Here is a 17,012-nt window from a genome sequence, read left to right as displayed (position 1 = left end):
TCTACGCGATAGGTGCGACTCTCCACTAACTCGAATAAACATTGCGCGTCTGTTCGAGGTACGAGCCGAATTGCGCATGATAGAGTCGGCTATACACACCTTCTTGCTCAAGCAATTGATCGTGACTGCCTTGTTCGGTTATCCCATTTTCTGTAACAACGATGATCCGATCGGCATTTTTAATAGTCGCCAAGCGGTGTGCGATTACCAGTGTCGTACGCCCTTTAGACAACTCAGCGAGGGATTGCTGAATGGCCGCTTCTGTTTCTGTATCAAGGGCTGACGTAGCTTCATCGAGGATCAGGATGGGCGGATTCTTCAAGAACATCCGTGCAATTGCCAGACGTTGTTTTTGACCACCAGACAACTTTACTCCCCGCTCCCCAATGATGGTTTCAAGACCTGCAGGCTGCGAACGAATAAATTCTTCCAGCCTCGCCCGGCGAGCAGCGTCCCAAATCTCTTCATCCGAAGCAGTTTGCTTCCCATACACGATATTTTCCCGAATCGTACCTGAAAACAGGAACACATCTTGCTGGACGATACCAATCTGGCTACGCAAAGAAGACAGCTTAATCTGTCTGATATCTATACCATCTATGGAAATACTGCCTCCATTGATTTCGTAGAAACGTGGTAGCAAACTGCATAGTGTCGTTTTGCCCGCACCTGATGGACCGACAAATGCGACCGTCTCCCCTGCACGTATATTCAAATCGATTTTTTGTAACACGCTGGATTCACGATCGTAACTAAAAGTAACGTCCTTGTAGCGAATATCTCCACGCAGCTTTTCCACTTCAATCGCATCCGGTGAGTCAGCAATATCTGGCTCCGTGTCTAGAATTTCGATATAGCGCTTAAAACCGGCGATCCCTTTTGGATAGCTCTCGATAATCGCATTAATTTTTTCCAATGGACGGAAAAACACATTGGTCAAGAGCAAAAACGCTACGAATTCGCCATACGTCAATTGGTTCTGGATGACAAACCAGCTACCGCAAATCAAGACAAACAGCGTGACCATCCGCATCATGATATAACTGACCGAAGCATTTTGGGCCATAATTTTGTAAGACAAAAGCTTGGTCAGACGGAACCGCTGGTTATTCTCGGCAAAACGCCCGTTTTCAAAAGTTTCATTCGCAAAGGCTTGAACGACACGCATTCCGCCCACATTGTCTTCCACACGAGCATTAAAATCAGCCATATCACCATATAAGCGGTGGAAAGCAGCCGTCATTTTGCGATTGAAGAAAATGACAAAAAATATCATGACGGGGATGACCAGGAATGTAAGTATCGCCATGTCTTCGTTGATACTAAACATCAGCATAAACGCTCCGACCAAGGTCATGATCGCAATAAACAAATCTTCAGGACCATGGTGAGCGACTTCCCCGATTTCCATGAGATCGTTGGTCAGTCTCGATAACAAGTGACCTGTTTTGGTATTGTCAAAAAAACGGAATGAAAGCTTCTGGATATGGTCATACAATTTTTTGCGCATGTCCGTTTCGATATTAATTCCGAGCATGTGCCCCCAATAGGTGACCACGTAGTTCATGACTGAATTGATCCCGTACAGGACTAAGAGGCCAATGCACGCCCAAACAATCAGCTCCCAATCTTTGCTTGGAAGTAGTTGATCGACAACCATATTTACCGCAAGCGGAAATCCCAATTCTAATAGGGCAACAAAAATTGCACATGTGAAATCCAGGACAAACAATCCTTTATAAGGGCGATAATAGGAAAAAAACCTACGAATCATTAAGGCAGCTCCTCTCTATTTTGTTGAACGCTTACCGCCATTCACCACTCGAAGGTGATAATCATTTTCATTATATATGTATTTCCTGACAAATTCGATCTTTTGTTGGTAATTTTTTCACGATCAGCCGTTTTTGGTTAGGCTTGATGCTTTCTTGATTGAAACCAGAAAAGACCTTTTCTTAAGGTCTCCTGAAGTGCTTGCTATTTTCTCCTTTTGTAAGCCCACGCCAATCTATTGATATTTTTGTAATACGATTTGTCTTTCAACCGCAAAAATAACGCATGCGAGGGAACTTCATGATTGACCTCAATCAAATAAATTCGTTCGAAACGATCTACGGCAAAATCTATCCCCAATTGGAGCGGCGTCTAAAATTTCCGAAGTGCTTGCTGATTTGATAGCCTAGCTGTATCAACTTTTGTTTTACTCTCCTAATTTTATCTTTTGACAACGTAGGAGCCAGCGCTGTTCCTACTTTCAAGGCGTACCCGCCGCCTCTTGATATGCCGCGTGCCGCCGCTTCGCTTCCTGATTTTCTCGTACAGCTCATCCACCGAACTCTGTGACTTTCTCTCCCCTTCTCCCTGACAAACGTATAGCGTCCATTTTTCTTCCATACTTTGATGATACCTTTTCCCATGTGTTCCCTGTCCGGCTTGATAAACACAGAGGATGAGCGGGAAAGAAAAGATTTCAAGGTCTTGCGTGAAAAAATCGCTGTAGGAGGGAGATATTGCCTCAGACTAGATGAGCGAGAGTAATGATTATGGAGAGCCCATTTAGATGAATTGAACGGCATTATCTGTTCCCCTTTCATCGTAGGTATGGCATACATCACATGTAGTCAATATATCCACTCCGGATGCAAGTGGAACGGCGTATATCCTCAGGTCCAGAACAAATGCCTGCATGAAAAAAAACACCCCAGTTCAAACGACTCTCCCCGTTGAAAGGAGAAAGTCGCTTAAACCAGGGCAGTTTGAATGATCTTACTTACTTTCTTTCTTACTTTCATTTCCCTAATGCAAATCGTGATAGGATGGAACACCCCCCGCTCCTTTGGCAGCAAGGATGGCATTGACAACCGCTTCTGCAAGCACCTCGACACTCAATGTACCTACGAGATTCACTGATGCATTTACTCCACCGGTAGCAATAGCAAAAATCGTATCTCCATCACTCATCGTATGGACCGGGTGAATCGTTTTCGCGAGGCCATTATGGGCCATTTGCGCGACTTTATTTGCCTGCACCTTATTTAAATTGGCGTTGCTCGCTACTACAGCAATGGTTGTATTGGTTCCTGAGGGCACTGGTGGCGTACTCGCGTCTATCATCCAGGACAGGCTGTCGCGAATTTTGCCATCGTCTCCTCGTGCACCAGCCAGAATTTCACCGGTTGTGGGCAAGCGCACTTCCCCAACCGCATTTACCGCAACGATTGCCCCTACAACTAAACCATTTGGAAGACGACGAGAAGCAGAGCCCAATCCTCCCTTCATCGCTCTTTTCATACCCGCCATTTTGCCAACTGTAGCCCCGGTCCCAGCCCCGACATTGCCTTGCCGAACAGGATCTTTGCTCGCGATGCTCGCTGCTTCGTACCCCATTTTCTGATCAGGGCGAATTTTTGCGCTGCCAATGGATAAATCAAAAATGACCGCTGCCGGGATAATTGGCACGACTCCTACCCCAACGTTGTAGCCGAGGCCCTGCTCCTCCATGTAGCGCATGACACCACTCGCAGCATCCAATCCATATGCGCTGCCACCCGTCAATACGACAGCGTTTACCTCCTGGACTTGATTGATCGGATTTAGCAGATCGGTTTCGCGTGTACCCGGAGCAGAACCTCTCACATCCACTCCACACGCTGAGCCTTTTTCCAGCACAATCACTGTGCAGCCCGTCAATGCCTTTTCGTCTTGTACTTGTCCCACTTTGACACCTGGAACATCAACGATCGTCCCACTAGCCATCTCTGGTAAAACGGTAGACAAGGCACCAGCCATCCCTTCTTGTGCCTTTGCCCCCTCCTCTGCTCGAGTAGAGCTGAGAGCGAATAAAGAGCCGGGAACAGCAGCAGCCAAACCGAGCATAGCTGTCTTCTTTAAGAACTTTCGCCGTGAAACGCTTTGGTCTCCTCGTTCTGTTTCAGCTTCTTGCTTGCTCTGTAGATCTTGCTTCCAATCATTGGCCATAGTCGTACCCACCTTTTAAAAGAGATATGATGGATGTATATTATTATCTGAAATTTCAGGCTCTTTCATTATCATAAACGGATTACGAGACTAGCTCAATCGCATCTATTATTTTTGAGCGAAAAGGCATAGATCAATTTTCCTGTATGGGTCTTCTCAGAGAAAAAAAGGCTGGATAACTCCCCACTTCTTTTTTATAATAGAAATCTGTGAAAAACGGCCCCGACTTTTCTGAAAGGGGAAAGTCACTATACAACGTAGAAACGAGGTACGGTATTGAATATTCAACAACTGAAAATGGAATGGTTTTTCAACGTACGCGCAGATGTTCTTGCGGGGATTACCGTGGCACTCGCTTTGATTCCTGAAGCCATCGCTTTTTCAATTATCGCTGGGGTAGATCCGATGGTCGGCTTGTATGCTTCTTTTTGCATCGCTGTTACGGTTGCCTTTGCGGGTGGACGGCCAGGGATGATTTCTGCTGCCACTGGTGCAATGGCCCTATTGATGATTACTCTTGTCAAGGAGCACGGGATCGAGTATTTATTTGCCGCGACCATTTTGACCGGGATTCTGCAATTTTTGATGGGCGTATGTAAGATCGGCAGGCTCATGACGTTCGTTCCTCACTCTGTCGTGATCGGTTTTGTCAATGCTCTCGCCATTCTCATCTTCATGGCGCAATTGCCGCACTTTATCGGCGCGACCTGGGTGATGTACGCCATGCTCGCAGGGACACTCGCGATTATTTATCTGCTCCCTCGCTTGACCAAGGCCGTTCCCTCTGCACTTGTCGCCATCATCGTCATGACAGCAATCACGATGTTCGTCGGCTTGGATTTGCGTACCGTTGGTGATATGGGCCAAATTACACGAGCATTGCCCCTGTTCCACGCGCCAAGCGTTCCGCTAAACTGGGAGACTCTATGGATTATTTTGCCTTACTCCTTCCCCCTTGCTTTGGTTGGCATACTGGAGTCCTTGATGACGGCAGCGATTCTGGATGAAATGACAGATACGCGCAGCAACAAAAATAGAGAAGTAAAAGGTCAAGGCATCGCGAATGTCGTGACCGGCTTCTTTGGAGGAATGGCTGGCTGTGCCATGATCGGTCAGTCCGTCATCAATGTAAAATCAGGTGGGCGTGGACGATTATCTACTCTCATCGCCGGGGCCTTTCTGCTATTTTTAATCCTCGTCTTAGGCGATATCGTGAAACAAATTCCGATGGCTGCTCTCGTCGGTGTCATGGTGATGGTCTCCATTGGAACCTTTGATTGGCAGTCTGTTCGGGATTTGCGAAAAATTCCGGTTGGAGATGCGTTCGTCATGATTAGCACGGTCATCGTTGTCGTTGCTACACATGATCTGGCTAAGGGCGTCATTTCTGGGGTAATCCTGAGCGCACTTATTTTTGGGTGGAGAATGGCCCGGTTAAACTCCACTTCGTATATGAGTGAAACAGGGGAAAAAGTTTATGTCATCACTGGGCAGTTGTTTTTCGGTACGATGACTCATTTCGTGGAACAGTTTTCGATTCAGGATGACCCGGATCAAATTATTATCGACTTTTCTCGCTCTCACGTCTGGGATCATTCGGCAGTAACTGCAATCTCCAAGGTCATTCACAAGTACAGTCAATTGGACAAATTCGTGATCATCACTGGTCTTAACGAGGAAAGCAAACTTCTCGTTGAGCGAATTGGCATCGGAGCTCATACCAGTCATTAACGACAACATCCCCTCCTTTTCGGTGAAAGCCTTGCTTTTTCTACCGTTTGGAGGGGATGTTTCCTTTCCTCGAATCACTCTTTTCTTATTCGGAAATACCAAAAACCAGTTTACCGATGTTCTGATTTTCTTCCATCCGTATATGGGCGAGAGACATCTCTTCGAGTGGATAGACCCGGTCGATAATCGGCTTGATCTCACCTGTCGTGAACAGAGGTAAAATCTTTTGTGCAAACTCCTGGCTTAACTCTGCTTTGTATTCGTCGCTGCGCGGTGTGAGCAGTGTACCCGTTACTTGCAATCGTTTTCCCATGAGCACCATCAAATCGATCGGTTCGGTCTCTCTCCCGCCCAATATGCCAATCAGGACGATTCGCCCATCCATGCTTGCACTCTGAATGTTCCTTTTCCAGTAGGAGGCGCCGATAAAATCCAGAATGAGATGGACTCCCTGGCCATTTGTGAGCCTCTCTACCTCTTCTTCAAACGATCTCTCTTTATAATTGATCGCGTAATCAGCACCTAGTTCCTTGCAAAAAGCCAATTTTTCAGCTGAACCAGCTGTCACGATAACCGTTGCCTTCGCTACTTTTTTGGCTAATTGGATCGCAGCTGTCCCCACGCCACTTGCTCCAGCATGAATCAGCACCGTCTCATTCTCCTTTAGCTTCCCTATCCAAAACAACGTTTGGTACGCCGTTAAAAAGACCTCTGGAATCGCTGCCGCTTCTACAAATCCAAGTGGCTCTGGTATAGGCATGGCCCGATTGGCGGGGATAATGGCATATTCAGCGTAACCTCCAGATACTAGACCCATTACTTTGTTGCCGGGCTTCCATGTCGCAACCTGATTCCCCACCTGCTCAACGATTCCTGCAATCTCTACACCTAACCTCGCCGTTTCCTTTTTAAAATCAGAGGTTGCCCCTTTTCTCGCCAGTATATCTGTACGGTTGACAGCACCTGCTTGGACCCGAACCAGCAAATCGCCATCGCCAGGGACTGGTGTCGGAATGTCAACGATTTGGAGTACCTCTGGACCACCTGGTTGCTTCACGATGATTGCTTTCATTCGTAGAACTCCCTCCTTCATTCGTTCAATGATCAGCTAGATTTTATGCAGCAAGCACCAAAAAACAGAAGAAAACGTGAATGAGTCCAGTCTGGAAGACGGGAAGTCAGACGCTTGCGAAAACGCACTTTCTTAGCATTTTTATACAATTAGAAAGAAAAATCAATACGTCAAGGTTTTTCCTTATTTCATTTTTGCAATAGTACGATCACATTTCTTTATTGGTCACCTTTCAGAACCAGTGCTAGAATGATCCATATGATTATCCCTGCTTTTTAACTGCAAAGGTTGTGACAGAAATATGGATTTTTCTTGGAAACGAAATCTAATTGTACTTTGGGTAGGCGTCTTCTTCTGTAGCACCGCCTACTCTATCTCCATACCATTCCTGCCGATCTTCCTCAACACCACTCTTGGTGTTAATGAGCATTTGGAAGCCTGGTCTGGTATTTCGTTCGGCATTACTTTTCTAGCGAGCGCCCTCATTTCACCGTACTGGGGATCACTTGCGGACAAATACGGGCGAAAACCGATGTTAATTCGATCCGGTTTTAGCCTGGCTTTGCTGTATTTTCTGACTTACTTTATTACAGATCCTTACTTGTTTCTCGTTCTTCGCATATTCCAAGGGCTGTTGGCAGGGTACGTACCTGCCGCGATTGCACTGGTCGCTACGAATACACCAGAAAAGCATGTCGGATATGCACTGGGGGTCATGGCGACTTCTGGGGCAACTGGCGGTATTGTCGGTCCTTTGGTCGGTGGAGTCGTGAGCCATATTTTCGGCAACGCAGAAGCCTTCTTGTTTTCGGGCTGTGTCGTGCTCGTTGCAGCAGTGATTGCTACCTTCCTCGTCAAAGAAACGAACATGAATCGTTCCGGCGTGCGCTCCAACGTTCGTGAGGATTTACGCTCGGCAGTAGCCAATCGCCCGCTCATGTCCATTCTTGGATTGAGCTTGATGGTAACCGTATCGGTCATGCTTTTAGAGCCATTGCTCACCGTATATGTTCTCCAGCTCGGAGCTTCGGAACAGGAAGCATCGCTTAGTGCCGGGATTATTTTCGCAGCGGTGGGGATAGCAACAGTCATTGCCGCTCCTCAGTGGGGCAAGTTGGGAACCAAGGTAGGTTACTCGAAGATTTTGTTTATCGGATTAATGGGCGGGGCGTTGGGCAATCTCTTGCAGTTCTTCTTCACCAATCTGTATGGATTCGGAATTTTGCGATTCCTGTATGGCCTGTTTTTTGCCGCAGTTTACCCATCCATCAATGCCATGATTGTAAAAGTCACCGATCCTGAGTTCCGGGGAAGAGCGTTCAGTCTGAATCAATCCTCTACTCAGCTCGCTACCATGCTCGGACCTGTTTTGGGTGGTGTTCTCGGCGGGCTCATCCCTATTCGGGTAGTATTCATCATCAACGGTATCGCCTTGTTGGCAACAGCGATCCTCATTCACTACAAAAAGCCGGAGAACGCCGGGCAAGTAGTAAAACAACAAGCGTCTGATACGCAATTGGCGACAAAGTAACCTAGTCCCATACCCGTAACTCCCCTCATGAACGTAAAGATTACGAGCCAATTCGTGATCTTGCTTTCACAAGGGGAGTTTTTCGTTCCTATTACCAATCAGGAAACTATGCCTATCATCTTGATATTTTAAACAGGAATATTTACCCTTGTTGTAATAAAGCTTGTAAATGATAATAATAATCACTCGCAAATATCATTTATCTTAAAAAAGGAGAGAATTACATGTTTGTTCGTTTTTTGAGAGAAAACGTCTATGCCTCTTACCTGCTTACCATACTTCGGCTTTATCTTGGTTGGGTATGGTTTGAAGCTGGATTCAAAAAAATTAGCGCCGGTTTTGATGTTAGTGGTTTCCTGCGTGGAGCTGTCGAAAAAGCAGTTGGTGAACATCCGGCAGTTCAACCTTGGTGGGCTGATTTCATAAATGGTTTTGCTCTACCAAACGCACCACTCTTCAATTTTTTAGTTCCTTGGGGCGAATTTCTGGTTGGACTAGGACTTATTTTAGGTACTTTTACAACTTTTGCTGTATGGATGGGAGCCCTTATGAACTTTTCCTATTTGTTTTCTGGAACAACCAGTACAAATCCTGAGATGGTTTTGATGGAAATCATAATCCTTGTAGCCGGATTTAATGGAGCAAAAATAGGGATAGACCGCTGGCTTATTCCACTTCTAAGAAAAAAATTCACACGAAAAAAGAGCATTCTACGAAATGCCGCCGAAGTGTAACGAAAAGAGCTGGTCCCCCCTTTTATTCGAGGGTCGTATAGCACATAAAGACAGAAAAAGGGTTGGGATTTATGTCCCAACCCTTTTATCAACACTCACTTACGAAAAAAAGTTTCTCCACAACCGAACCAGGTATCTACTTTTTCAACATATGAAACACTTGTTCTACATCTTTATCTCCTCGACCGGAGAGGTTAACAATGATAATTTGATCTTTATTCATAGTAGGAGCCAGCTTCAGCGTATAAGCTATGGCATGTGCGCTCTCCAAGGCCGCCAGAATTCCTTCCGTTTTCGAAAGAACTTGGAATGCTTCCAAGACTTCTTCATTTGTTACTGTATAGTACTCAGCCCGTCCCGATTCTTTTAAAAAGCTATGTTCTGGACCGATACCAGGATAGTCTAATCCAGCTGCAATGGAGTAGGTTGGCTGAGGGTTTCCATTCTCATCAAGCAACACCAAACACTTAAAACCATGGATGACAGCTGGTACACCGTGTGTTAGCGTAGCGGCTTTATCTGGTTCCACACCGATGAGACGTACATTTTCCTCTTGCACATAGTGTGCAAATGCTCCAATCGCATTGCTTCCACCGCCGACACAAGCAATCACCGCATCAGGTAAACGACCTTCCTTTTCGAGGATCTGACGTTTGGATTCCTCACTAATAATCGATTGAAAATGTTTTACCATCGTCGGAAAAGGGTGAGGTCCTACAGCAGAACCGAGAAGGTAGAATGTATCCTTGTAATTTGCCACCAGATCATTCAATGCTTCATCAACTGCATCTTTAAGCCTTCCCTGCCCTTTTGAAACAGGTATCACTTTTGCGCCCAACAGTTCCATCCGAAATACATTCAATGCTTGACGTCTTGTATCTTCCGCCCCCATATAGATCGTGCAGTCCATATTGAACATCGCACATGCTGTTGCGGTTGCAACCCCGTGCTGGCCTGCCCCTGTTTCGGCAATCACTCGCCTTGCTCCCATACGTTTTGCTAGCAGAATTTGTCCAATGACGTTATTGATTTTATGGGCCCCTGTGTGATTTAAATCTTCGCGTTTTAAATAGATTTTTGCACCATTTACCTTTGCTGTAAGGTTCCTCGCAAAAGTTAGCGGATTATCCCGACCAACATATTCTTTTAAATAGTACGTATATTCTTCCTTGAAGTCTGGATCATCTTTATACTTTTCAAATTGGGCTGCTAAATAATCTAATACCTCTTGCAATTCCGGCGGAACAAAACTTCCCCCAAACTGACCAAAATAGCCCTTCTCAAGCTCCACTCCACTCATACTCGTTCCTCCTTAACTCGTCTATAACAAAAATTATTATTAGATTACAATTTTTATACTGTTTATTTCAAAAATTGTCAACCAAGGATTATTGAAAGAATAATAAACTCCCGCTGAATGGCTGCCTTTTATAGCGTAAGCTCCAGCTGGATATCCAGAGGCTCCCTCTCAAGGATGCTTTGGTTGATTTCTTCGGCGTACGTGCACCCGACCGAACGATAAAAATGTTGTGTCTCCTCAGAAGGATGTGCCGCTATGTAGAGCTTTTCGGCGCCTAACAGTCTGGCCTCTTCACAGGCTAGCTCAATCAGCTTTTTGCCAATACCGGTCTTCCTCGCTTCACTCGACACGTGAATGTACGGAAGCTCTACGTATTGCATAGATGAGCCGAACAATTCATTCTGAACATTGGCAAAGCCGATCAACTCATGATCGACAAAAGCCCCGACTACCGCTCCCCCAGATGCTACGCACTCCCGCAGTTCTTGTATGACCAGCAGCTTTTTCCCATCGTCCCACTCGTCGATAAAATGGTCATTCTTGACGTGAAAATGCCCCTCTTCTTGATACCAGACGCGTGTAGTTTCTTGGTAACGCTTAAATCGAGCCAGCAAGGTCGGTGCAAAATCGTCCAGCCCGAGCTTTCGATAACGGATATTCTCCCTTTTGATCATTGGACATCACCTCTGTTGAATTGCAACCTTTACTCCCAAAGCAATATAGACCGTACCTACGATCTTGCCGCTCCAGCGACCAATCCAGGAAACCCGTTTTACCAAATGCCCCAATGGACGGATACTGAAAGCGATCAACGTTGTGTAGAAGAAACCCAAAATGACGAAAATCAATCCAAGCACGAGAAATTGCAACACGGATGCTCCCCGTTCCGGGTGTACAAACTGAGGCAAAAACGCCAAGAAAAATAACGCTGTTTTTGGATTGAGGATTTCGGCAATGATCGCTTGCCCATATGATTTTAATGGCGACAATGGAGCCACTGTAGGCAGCTTTGGGTCAGCCGGTTTTTCCAGCAGTGCACGAATTCCCAAATAAACCAGATAAGCAGCCCCAGCGATCTTTACCATGTTAAATGCTACTGCGGAGGTCATCAAAATCGCAGAAAGACCTACCGCTGCAAAAACCGTATGAATGAAATCACCCGTTGCAATCCCAAAGCCAGCCATGATTCCTGCTTTACGTCCTCCCTGTACGGTACGTGTAACCGTCAGCAATACAGCAGGTCCCGGTATCAAAAAGAGACCGATGACCACCGCCAAAAATGCTCCCAATGTAGAAAAATCAATCATGATGTCTTCCCCATTTCTTTTCCCCAATTGCTCACAGACACCCTCATTATATTCCTTGCAGAACATTGCGACAAGTTATTAGCTTCCTACTTAACTGGCGGATCATTCCATCTTTTTGTGGAGGGCGAACTCTCGTTTTTTCAATGTCACCCATACTTGGGCTGCGATAAAGATCGACGAATACGTCCCACTGACTAACCCGAAAATCAAGGCAAGAGAGAAATGGTGAACCCCTTCACTACCGTACAAAGCGATCGCCAGCACTGTGATAAACACGGTCAGCACCGTAAAAATGGAACGGCGCATCGTCTGCCACAGGCTCACGTTTACGATCTCCTGTAGATCCTCAAAGCTCTGAGCCTTCATCGTTCTCAAATTTTCACGAATGCGGTCAAAGATAACTATCGTATCGTTGATGGAAAACCCTACAATCGTGAGTATCGCCGCGATAAAGGTAAGATCCATTTCTATTTGAAAAACCGAGAAAAGCGCAAGCGGGACAAAAACATCGTGCAGAAGAGCGATCACGCAGGCAATTCCAAACAATAGCTGGAATCGCAATGCGATGTAGACCGTTATGCCAATTGCAGCCAGAATCACTGCCATTGCCGCTTTTTTCACCATTTCATCCGCGATGATCGGATCAACCGTCGACTCCTGTGTGCTCACCTTGTTCCCGTAGTTATGCTGCAGATTATTTTGAATCATCTCTATCTGAGCCTTTGCAATCGGCTTCTCGAATGTTGTGGTTGCCCACTCGTTATTACTGCCAAACTTGGTTATCGGCTTGAACTTGACATCAGGCACATCCTTTTGGATCAACGTGCCGATATCTGCTGTCGCAAATGCCCTTCCGATAAACATGTCCAGCCGCGTCCCGGCTTTGAAATCAACCCCTAGGTTCAGTCCAAACAATGCCATGGAGCAAAGACCGAGGATCATGATACTCGTGGAAACGATGTAAAAACTGCGCCGTCTCTTCACGATGTCAAACTTGATGACTTTGGCAGGTTCTCTCTCACGGATGTCTTGCTCCGCTACACCGTACCAATGTGGCTTCATAAACAAGTTGGTCTTGAGCAGCAGCGAGAGCAACCAGCGAGAACCGAAGACGTTTGTAAACAAGCTGACAATCAACGTCATAATGAGGATGATCGAGAAGCCTTGAATCGAGCTTGATCCAAATGCCATCAGTACAAGTGCTGCGATGACGGTTGTCACATGAGAATCAAGAATGGTAATAAAGGAGCGCCGCTGCCCCGTACGAAAAGCAGAGAGTGCTGTTTTTCCACTGCGCAGCTCCTCTTGGATGCGCTCATACGTAATGATGTTCGCATCAACGGCCATCCCTACGGATAAAATAAAACCCGCGATGCCCGTCAATGTAAGAGTGGCTTGCATCCAATATAGCACCAGCAGACATACATACGTAAAAAATACGAGGGTCAGATTGGCGATCATACCAGGCATTCGGTATACCCACAGCATAAACAAAAGAACGACACCGAACCCGACATAACCGGAAAACACGGTCTTTTGCAATGCCATTGCCCCTAAGCTGGCACCGACTGAGTTGGCCTGGAGTTCAACCAGCTTCGACGGAAGCGCTCCCGAATTCAAGATATCTGCGAGCTGCTTTGCTTCCTCTACCGAATGCTGTCCTCTGATTTGGGCACTTCCGGATGTAATCACTTCTTCAATGACTGGATTGGTTAACATCTCGTCATCGAGATAAATCGCTATTTTTTTGTTCAAATTCCTTTTCGTGACGTCAGCAAATTTTTGGGGCTCTGCAAATTTCAATATAATCAGTGGTCTTTTTAATTCGTCAAAATCAACACTTGCCCCATTCGGTGCCAGGTCATAGCCTTCCATGACCGTATTTCCACGCTCATCCCGGAAAGTGAGGACAGCAGGTTTCCCGATCAAATTCCGGAGCGTTTCCTGATCAGTCACCCCTGCAAGCTTGACGCGGATACGGTCAGGATTTTCAATGGTAACCTCCGGCTCCTTCACCCCGCCGATGTTAACCCTCTTTTCGATCATCGTTGCCGTCACTTTTAAGAGATCTGTTGAGATTTCTGCTCCTGGGTGCAATGGCTCCACTTTGTACAAAATTTCAAAGCCACCCTGTAAATCCAGCCCTAGATTTATCTTTTCCGTTATTTTTGTAGTCGTAGCTACCATCAGCATGCTCAGTACGATGACAACACCCATAAATACGGCTAATTTGGACCATTTCTTCACGTTATTACTCCCCATTTCATTCTAACTGTTTAGATGAAATGAGACTGAACTATGTACCTGGATTCAAACTTGATCGGAAATAATAGAAAGATATTTTTCAATACGGGAATACAGGATAAAAGATAACTTCTAATTTTTGACCGATAAAAGACATAGAAGAAAGAAATAAACAAACAAAACAAGAGAAGGATCGTAACAAAAGAAGGAACCTGATTATTTTCCTTGTAGAAGGTCGCGTGTTCGACGAAAGGTGTATATTCCATGAATAAAGACTGTTCCAGGCTCGTTTCTGTTCCACGCGGCAATTGGATCGGATTCAAGCAAAATAAAGCAATCATAATACCGACAAGTACGAATTTGATGATTCTTTGCATCGTAACACTCCACCTCCTAACAGCGACCATTCTGCCTACTTGTTTCTGTTCGATTCCATTATCTACGATAAAAGAAAGCGAAAGTTTCATGTTTGGAAGGAAAAAAATGGGTTTGCGATACGGTTACCTTTCTTCTGGTCGCCCTTTCCCTGTTTTCCAAAAAAGGATCAGGACCAGCACACCTATTAGTAAAGAGATGATCAGACGGAGCTTGTTTTCGCCAAAATAGATGAGATCATGACCGACAAATGTCTCGAAAACCATCGAAGGAATTTTTCCAATCAGGGTTGCGAGCAGGAAATCTCCAAATGATAGGGTGGTGATGGCTGCTCCCAGGTTAATCACACCCGACGGAATAAATGGATTCAACCGTAACAGCACAATGGCCAAGCCCTTTCGAAATCGTGACGTATCGTTGATTCGATGTACCCATTGGAACGATTCCATTTTTTTCAGCTTTTTGTTTTTACGAATTCCATAACGATACAATTGAAAGGCTACTGCCGCCCCGATTACCTCACCCGTAAGCGATAGTAGAAAACCTCCGTACAAACCAAATACAACGGCATTTGCCCCTGATAGGAAAATGGAAGGCAGGACCCCTGCCACGCTAATGACGATGTTTAACAGGATACTCCCGATGATCCCCAGCATCCCCCAGGAACGAATCCATTCTGCCAACCCTTCTACATTTGTCAACCAATCCATTCGTGTTTGGGACTCCTCTCTCGTCTCTCTCTCTACAGAGTAAACCAAACTTGTGAAGAACACCAAGAGAGGTAAAAAACAAACTGCATAGCCGATCAGCTACAGCAGTTTGTTTTTTACATTCCCTATTCTATTCTTCTGAAAGAGCGATATAAATGTCCACCTGCGCATGGTTCGGATCCGCACAACGTATACCATCATAGCGTTCAAAATCAGCGATAAACGTACGCTTGTTGCCTGGCTGCTTGCTCCACTCCCATATCTTTGCCCATGCCTCAGTTACCACTTCGACTAGGGGACCTACTCTTGTCGTAAAGACTGCATAGGTAGCAGCCGGAACGGTCGTTACTGTTAGCTCAGCAGGGATAGATGCTTCCTTTTCCACTTCGACACCCACTAAAAGCGAATAGGCTCCCGTTTCATCGATTTCGTACTCCGAATAGATACCGTACACAACACCTGGATCCGTTTGCTGGGGAGTGCTGGATGGATAGCCCTCTGTATAATATCGCTGCCAGAGCGCTCCGATCTTGGCGTTTGGACCGAACTCTGCCTCGTTTGTCGTTCTGATCTGTAGACCTGCTATTCGTTTTTCGTCCACTTTCACAATCGTAGGGGTCAACATTTTTCCACGCTCCTCATAAATGGTTGCTTACAAGAAACAGTATACCTAAGGTACCCTGACAACTATCTGTCAACGTTCTCTTCTTTCTCATAGTTGCTTAGTATTTTTTTTGTCGTCTCCCAAATCCGCTTCCTCACATAATCCGGTTCAAGGACAGTCAATGACGCCCCAAAGCTAAGCAGCATCCCGCGCAGCCACTCGTCATCGACCATCATTGTCCGCACCAAAAGGGATCCATTCTCTTCTGTTTCAATCGCAGCAGGATCCAACATATCGCGAACCCGAACATGCACTTCAGGAGAAAATCGAAGCACTAGTGGTATTCGCTGCCCTGTATCCCATTCCTCTCGCCACTCTAGCTTGCCTACGTGGGCTGTATGAGGAGGAAACTCCTCAGTGAGCACACTAAGCTTTTCAATCCGCGACAGGCGAAACAAGCGGTATTCCATTCGACATAAACAAAAACCGTACACATACCAGACGTACCCTTTGATAATCAACGTGACAGGCTCAATCGCTCGTTCCAGCGAATCACCTTGTATTTTGGTATAAACAATGCTTACCCGCTGTCTCTTCTCAATGGCCTCCCGCAGCTCTGTTACCTTTTGAGCAATCCCAGGTGCACTGCCCCAAGGATTGAAATCGTAGACGACCGGATGATCGCTATTCGGTATCCCGGAAGGTGCAGCGAAGAGCAATGCCCTGATTTTGTCCAATAACTGTCCGATTTGTTTATCCGCCGTCGAAGAATGTACTCCCTTCAGAGCCGCAATAACCGCCACCAGCTCTTCGATCGAGAGATATTGTCGGTCAATCGTAAAATTTTCCATAATTTCGTAGCCGCCGCTCGCTCCTGGATACGCCACGATCGGAATTCCCGCGGCGTTGATTGCTTCCAGATCGCGGTAAACGGTGCGCATAGAGACTTCAAAGTGGTCAGCCAGCTCACGTGCGCTCACCCGGCGCTTATTTAAAAGCATCATGATGATGGCCAGCAATCGTTCTAATTTCATAGGTGTACTCACCTCATATTACATACGAATAAAAGCAAAGAAGGGAATCGCAGCGAATATCCTGCTGCAAATTCCCTTCCTGACACTTCAGCACACGAAAGTCTTAGACGCCCGTACGTCTGCGTTGATTGTTTGGTTTTTTGGTATGTTGGCTTTTCACCGTTTGATTTTTTGCCTTTTGATTAGCGGGAGTATTGGCTTGCGCCTGCGCTTGCTTTTTCTCCGCCAATTTACGCTTCATTGCCTCTTGAAGACTAATTTTTCCCGGTTTTTGTTCTGCCGTTTCTTTTTCGTTTTGATTTGGCTCCGTCATGCATAGCAACCCCTCATAGAAAATGGTCTTCTCCCTTGTATTCTAGAGCAAGATAAGAGGAACTGCCAGTAGGAATCAA

The 17,012-nt window shown here is 45.9% G+C and carries 17 protein-coding genes; 3 read left to right on the top strand and 14 right to left on the bottom strand.

What is annotated here, in order from left to right; all coding sequences use genetic code 11:
• Positions 1-25: 25 nt before the first annotated feature.
• From ACIFQN_RS10645 to ACIFQN_RS10630, 4 genes are all read right to left on the bottom strand, one after another.
• A complete protein-coding gene (locus ACIFQN_RS10645; protein WP_429832994.1) occupies positions 26-1,774 on the bottom strand; it encodes an ABC transporter ATP-binding protein in 1,749 nt (582 codons plus the stop codon).
• 203 nt (positions 1,775-1,977) lie between these two features.
• Positions 1,978-2,091 carry a hypothetical protein gene (locus ACIFQN_RS10640; protein ID WP_429833211.1) on the bottom strand — a complete coding sequence of 38 codons (114 nt, stop codon included), beginning with the start codon at positions 2,089-2,091 and terminating at the stop codon, positions 1,978-1,980.
• A 32-nt stretch (positions 2,092-2,123) separates the two neighbouring features.
• Positions 2,124-2,576, bottom strand: a complete 453-nt coding sequence (locus tag ACIFQN_RS10635) for a YheC/YheD family protein (RefSeq protein WP_429832993.1) — start codon at positions 2,574-2,576, stop codon at positions 2,124-2,126.
• A 220-nt stretch (positions 2,577-2,796) separates the two neighbouring features.
• Positions 2,797-3,978, bottom strand: a complete 1,182-nt coding sequence (locus ACIFQN_RS10630; RefSeq protein WP_429832992.1) for a P1 family peptidase — start codon at positions 3,976-3,978, stop codon at positions 2,797-2,799.
• 276 nt (positions 3,979-4,254) lie between these two features.
• On the opposite strand from ACIFQN_RS10630, the gene ACIFQN_RS10625 reads away from it, so the two are divergent.
• Entirely contained in the window at positions 4,255-5,709 is a 1,455-nt protein-coding gene (locus ACIFQN_RS10625) for a SulP family inorganic anion transporter (protein WP_429832991.1), read from the top strand.
• A gap of 85 nt (positions 5,710-5,794) precedes the next feature.
• On the opposite strand, the gene ACIFQN_RS10620 is transcribed toward ACIFQN_RS10625, so the two are convergent.
• Entirely contained in the window at positions 5,795-6,781 is a 987-nt protein-coding gene (locus tag ACIFQN_RS10620; protein WP_429832990.1) for an NAD(P)H-quinone oxidoreductase, read from the bottom strand.
• A 301-nt stretch (positions 6,782-7,082) separates the two neighbouring features.
• Here ACIFQN_RS10620 and ACIFQN_RS10615 point away from each other — a divergent pair, with 301 nt between their 5' ends.
• Both ACIFQN_RS10615 and ACIFQN_RS10610 read left to right on the top strand, forming a co-directional pair.
• Positions 7,083-8,312: an MFS transporter gene (locus tag ACIFQN_RS10615; RefSeq protein WP_429832989.1), complete on the top strand. Its 1,230-nt coding sequence runs from the start codon at positions 7,083-7,085 to the stop codon at positions 8,310-8,312.
• A 224-nt stretch (positions 8,313-8,536) separates the two neighbouring features.
• A complete protein-coding gene (locus tag ACIFQN_RS10610; RefSeq protein ID WP_429832988.1) occupies positions 8,537-9,046 on the top strand; it encodes a DoxX family protein in 510 nt (169 codons plus the stop codon).
• Positions 9,047-9,182: 136 nt separating this feature from the next.
• Here the strand turns inward: ACIFQN_RS10610 and trpB are convergent, their stop codons facing one another.
• The 9 genes from trpB to ACIFQN_RS10565 form a co-directional block, all read right to left on the bottom strand.
• Positions 9,183-10,346 (bottom strand): tryptophan synthase subunit beta, encoded by a 1,164-nt coding sequence (trpB, locus tag ACIFQN_RS10605; protein WP_429832987.1) that lies wholly within the window; start codon positions 10,344-10,346, stop codon positions 9,183-9,185.
• A 128-nt stretch (positions 10,347-10,474) separates the two neighbouring features.
• Positions 10,475-11,020 carry a GNAT family N-acetyltransferase gene (locus ACIFQN_RS10600; protein WP_429832986.1) on the bottom strand — a complete coding sequence of 182 codons (546 nt, stop codon included), beginning with the start codon at positions 11,018-11,020 and terminating at the stop codon, positions 10,475-10,477.
• Between the two features lie 6 nt (positions 11,021-11,026).
• Entirely contained in the window at positions 11,027-11,653 is a 627-nt protein-coding gene (locus ACIFQN_RS10595; protein WP_429832985.1) for a LysE family translocator, read from the bottom strand.
• A 102-nt stretch (positions 11,654-11,755) separates the two neighbouring features.
• A complete protein-coding gene (secD, locus tag ACIFQN_RS10590; protein ID WP_429832984.1) occupies positions 11,756-13,900 on the bottom strand; it encodes a protein translocase subunit SecD in 2,145 nt (714 codons plus the stop codon).
• A gap of 29 nt (positions 13,901-13,929) precedes the next feature.
• Positions 13,930-14,274, bottom strand: a complete 345-nt coding sequence (locus ACIFQN_RS10585) for a hypothetical protein (RefSeq protein WP_429832983.1) — start codon at positions 14,272-14,274, stop codon at positions 13,930-13,932.
• Positions 14,275-14,397: 123 nt separating this feature from the next.
• The gene (locus tag ACIFQN_RS10580) at positions 14,398-14,982 is read right to left on the bottom strand and encodes a TVP38/TMEM64 family protein (protein WP_429832982.1); all 585 of its coding nucleotides are present in this window, start codon (positions 14,980-14,982) and stop codon (positions 14,398-14,400) included.
• A 130-nt stretch (positions 14,983-15,112) separates the two neighbouring features.
• Positions 15,113-15,607 (bottom strand): GyrI-like domain-containing protein, encoded by a 495-nt coding sequence (locus ACIFQN_RS10575; protein WP_429832981.1) that lies wholly within the window; start codon positions 15,605-15,607, stop codon positions 15,113-15,115.
• A 62-nt stretch (positions 15,608-15,669) separates the two neighbouring features.
• On the bottom strand, positions 15,670-16,620 hold the full coding sequence (locus tag ACIFQN_RS10570; protein ID WP_429832980.1) for a helix-turn-helix transcriptional regulator: 951 nt from the start codon (positions 16,618-16,620) through the stop codon (positions 15,670-15,672).
• 103 nt (positions 16,621-16,723) lie between these two features.
• Complete coding sequence (locus ACIFQN_RS10565) at positions 16,724-16,933, bottom strand: hypothetical protein (RefSeq protein WP_429832979.1); 210 nt, start codon at positions 16,931-16,933, stop codon at positions 16,724-16,726.
• Positions 16,934-17,012 lie beyond the last annotated feature (79 nt).

It is taken from the genome of Brevibacillus sp. NRS-1366 (genome assembly GCF_050467985.1).
Note: the sequence above shows the minus strand (reverse complement) of the source record. Positions and strands in the feature narration are given on the sequence as shown.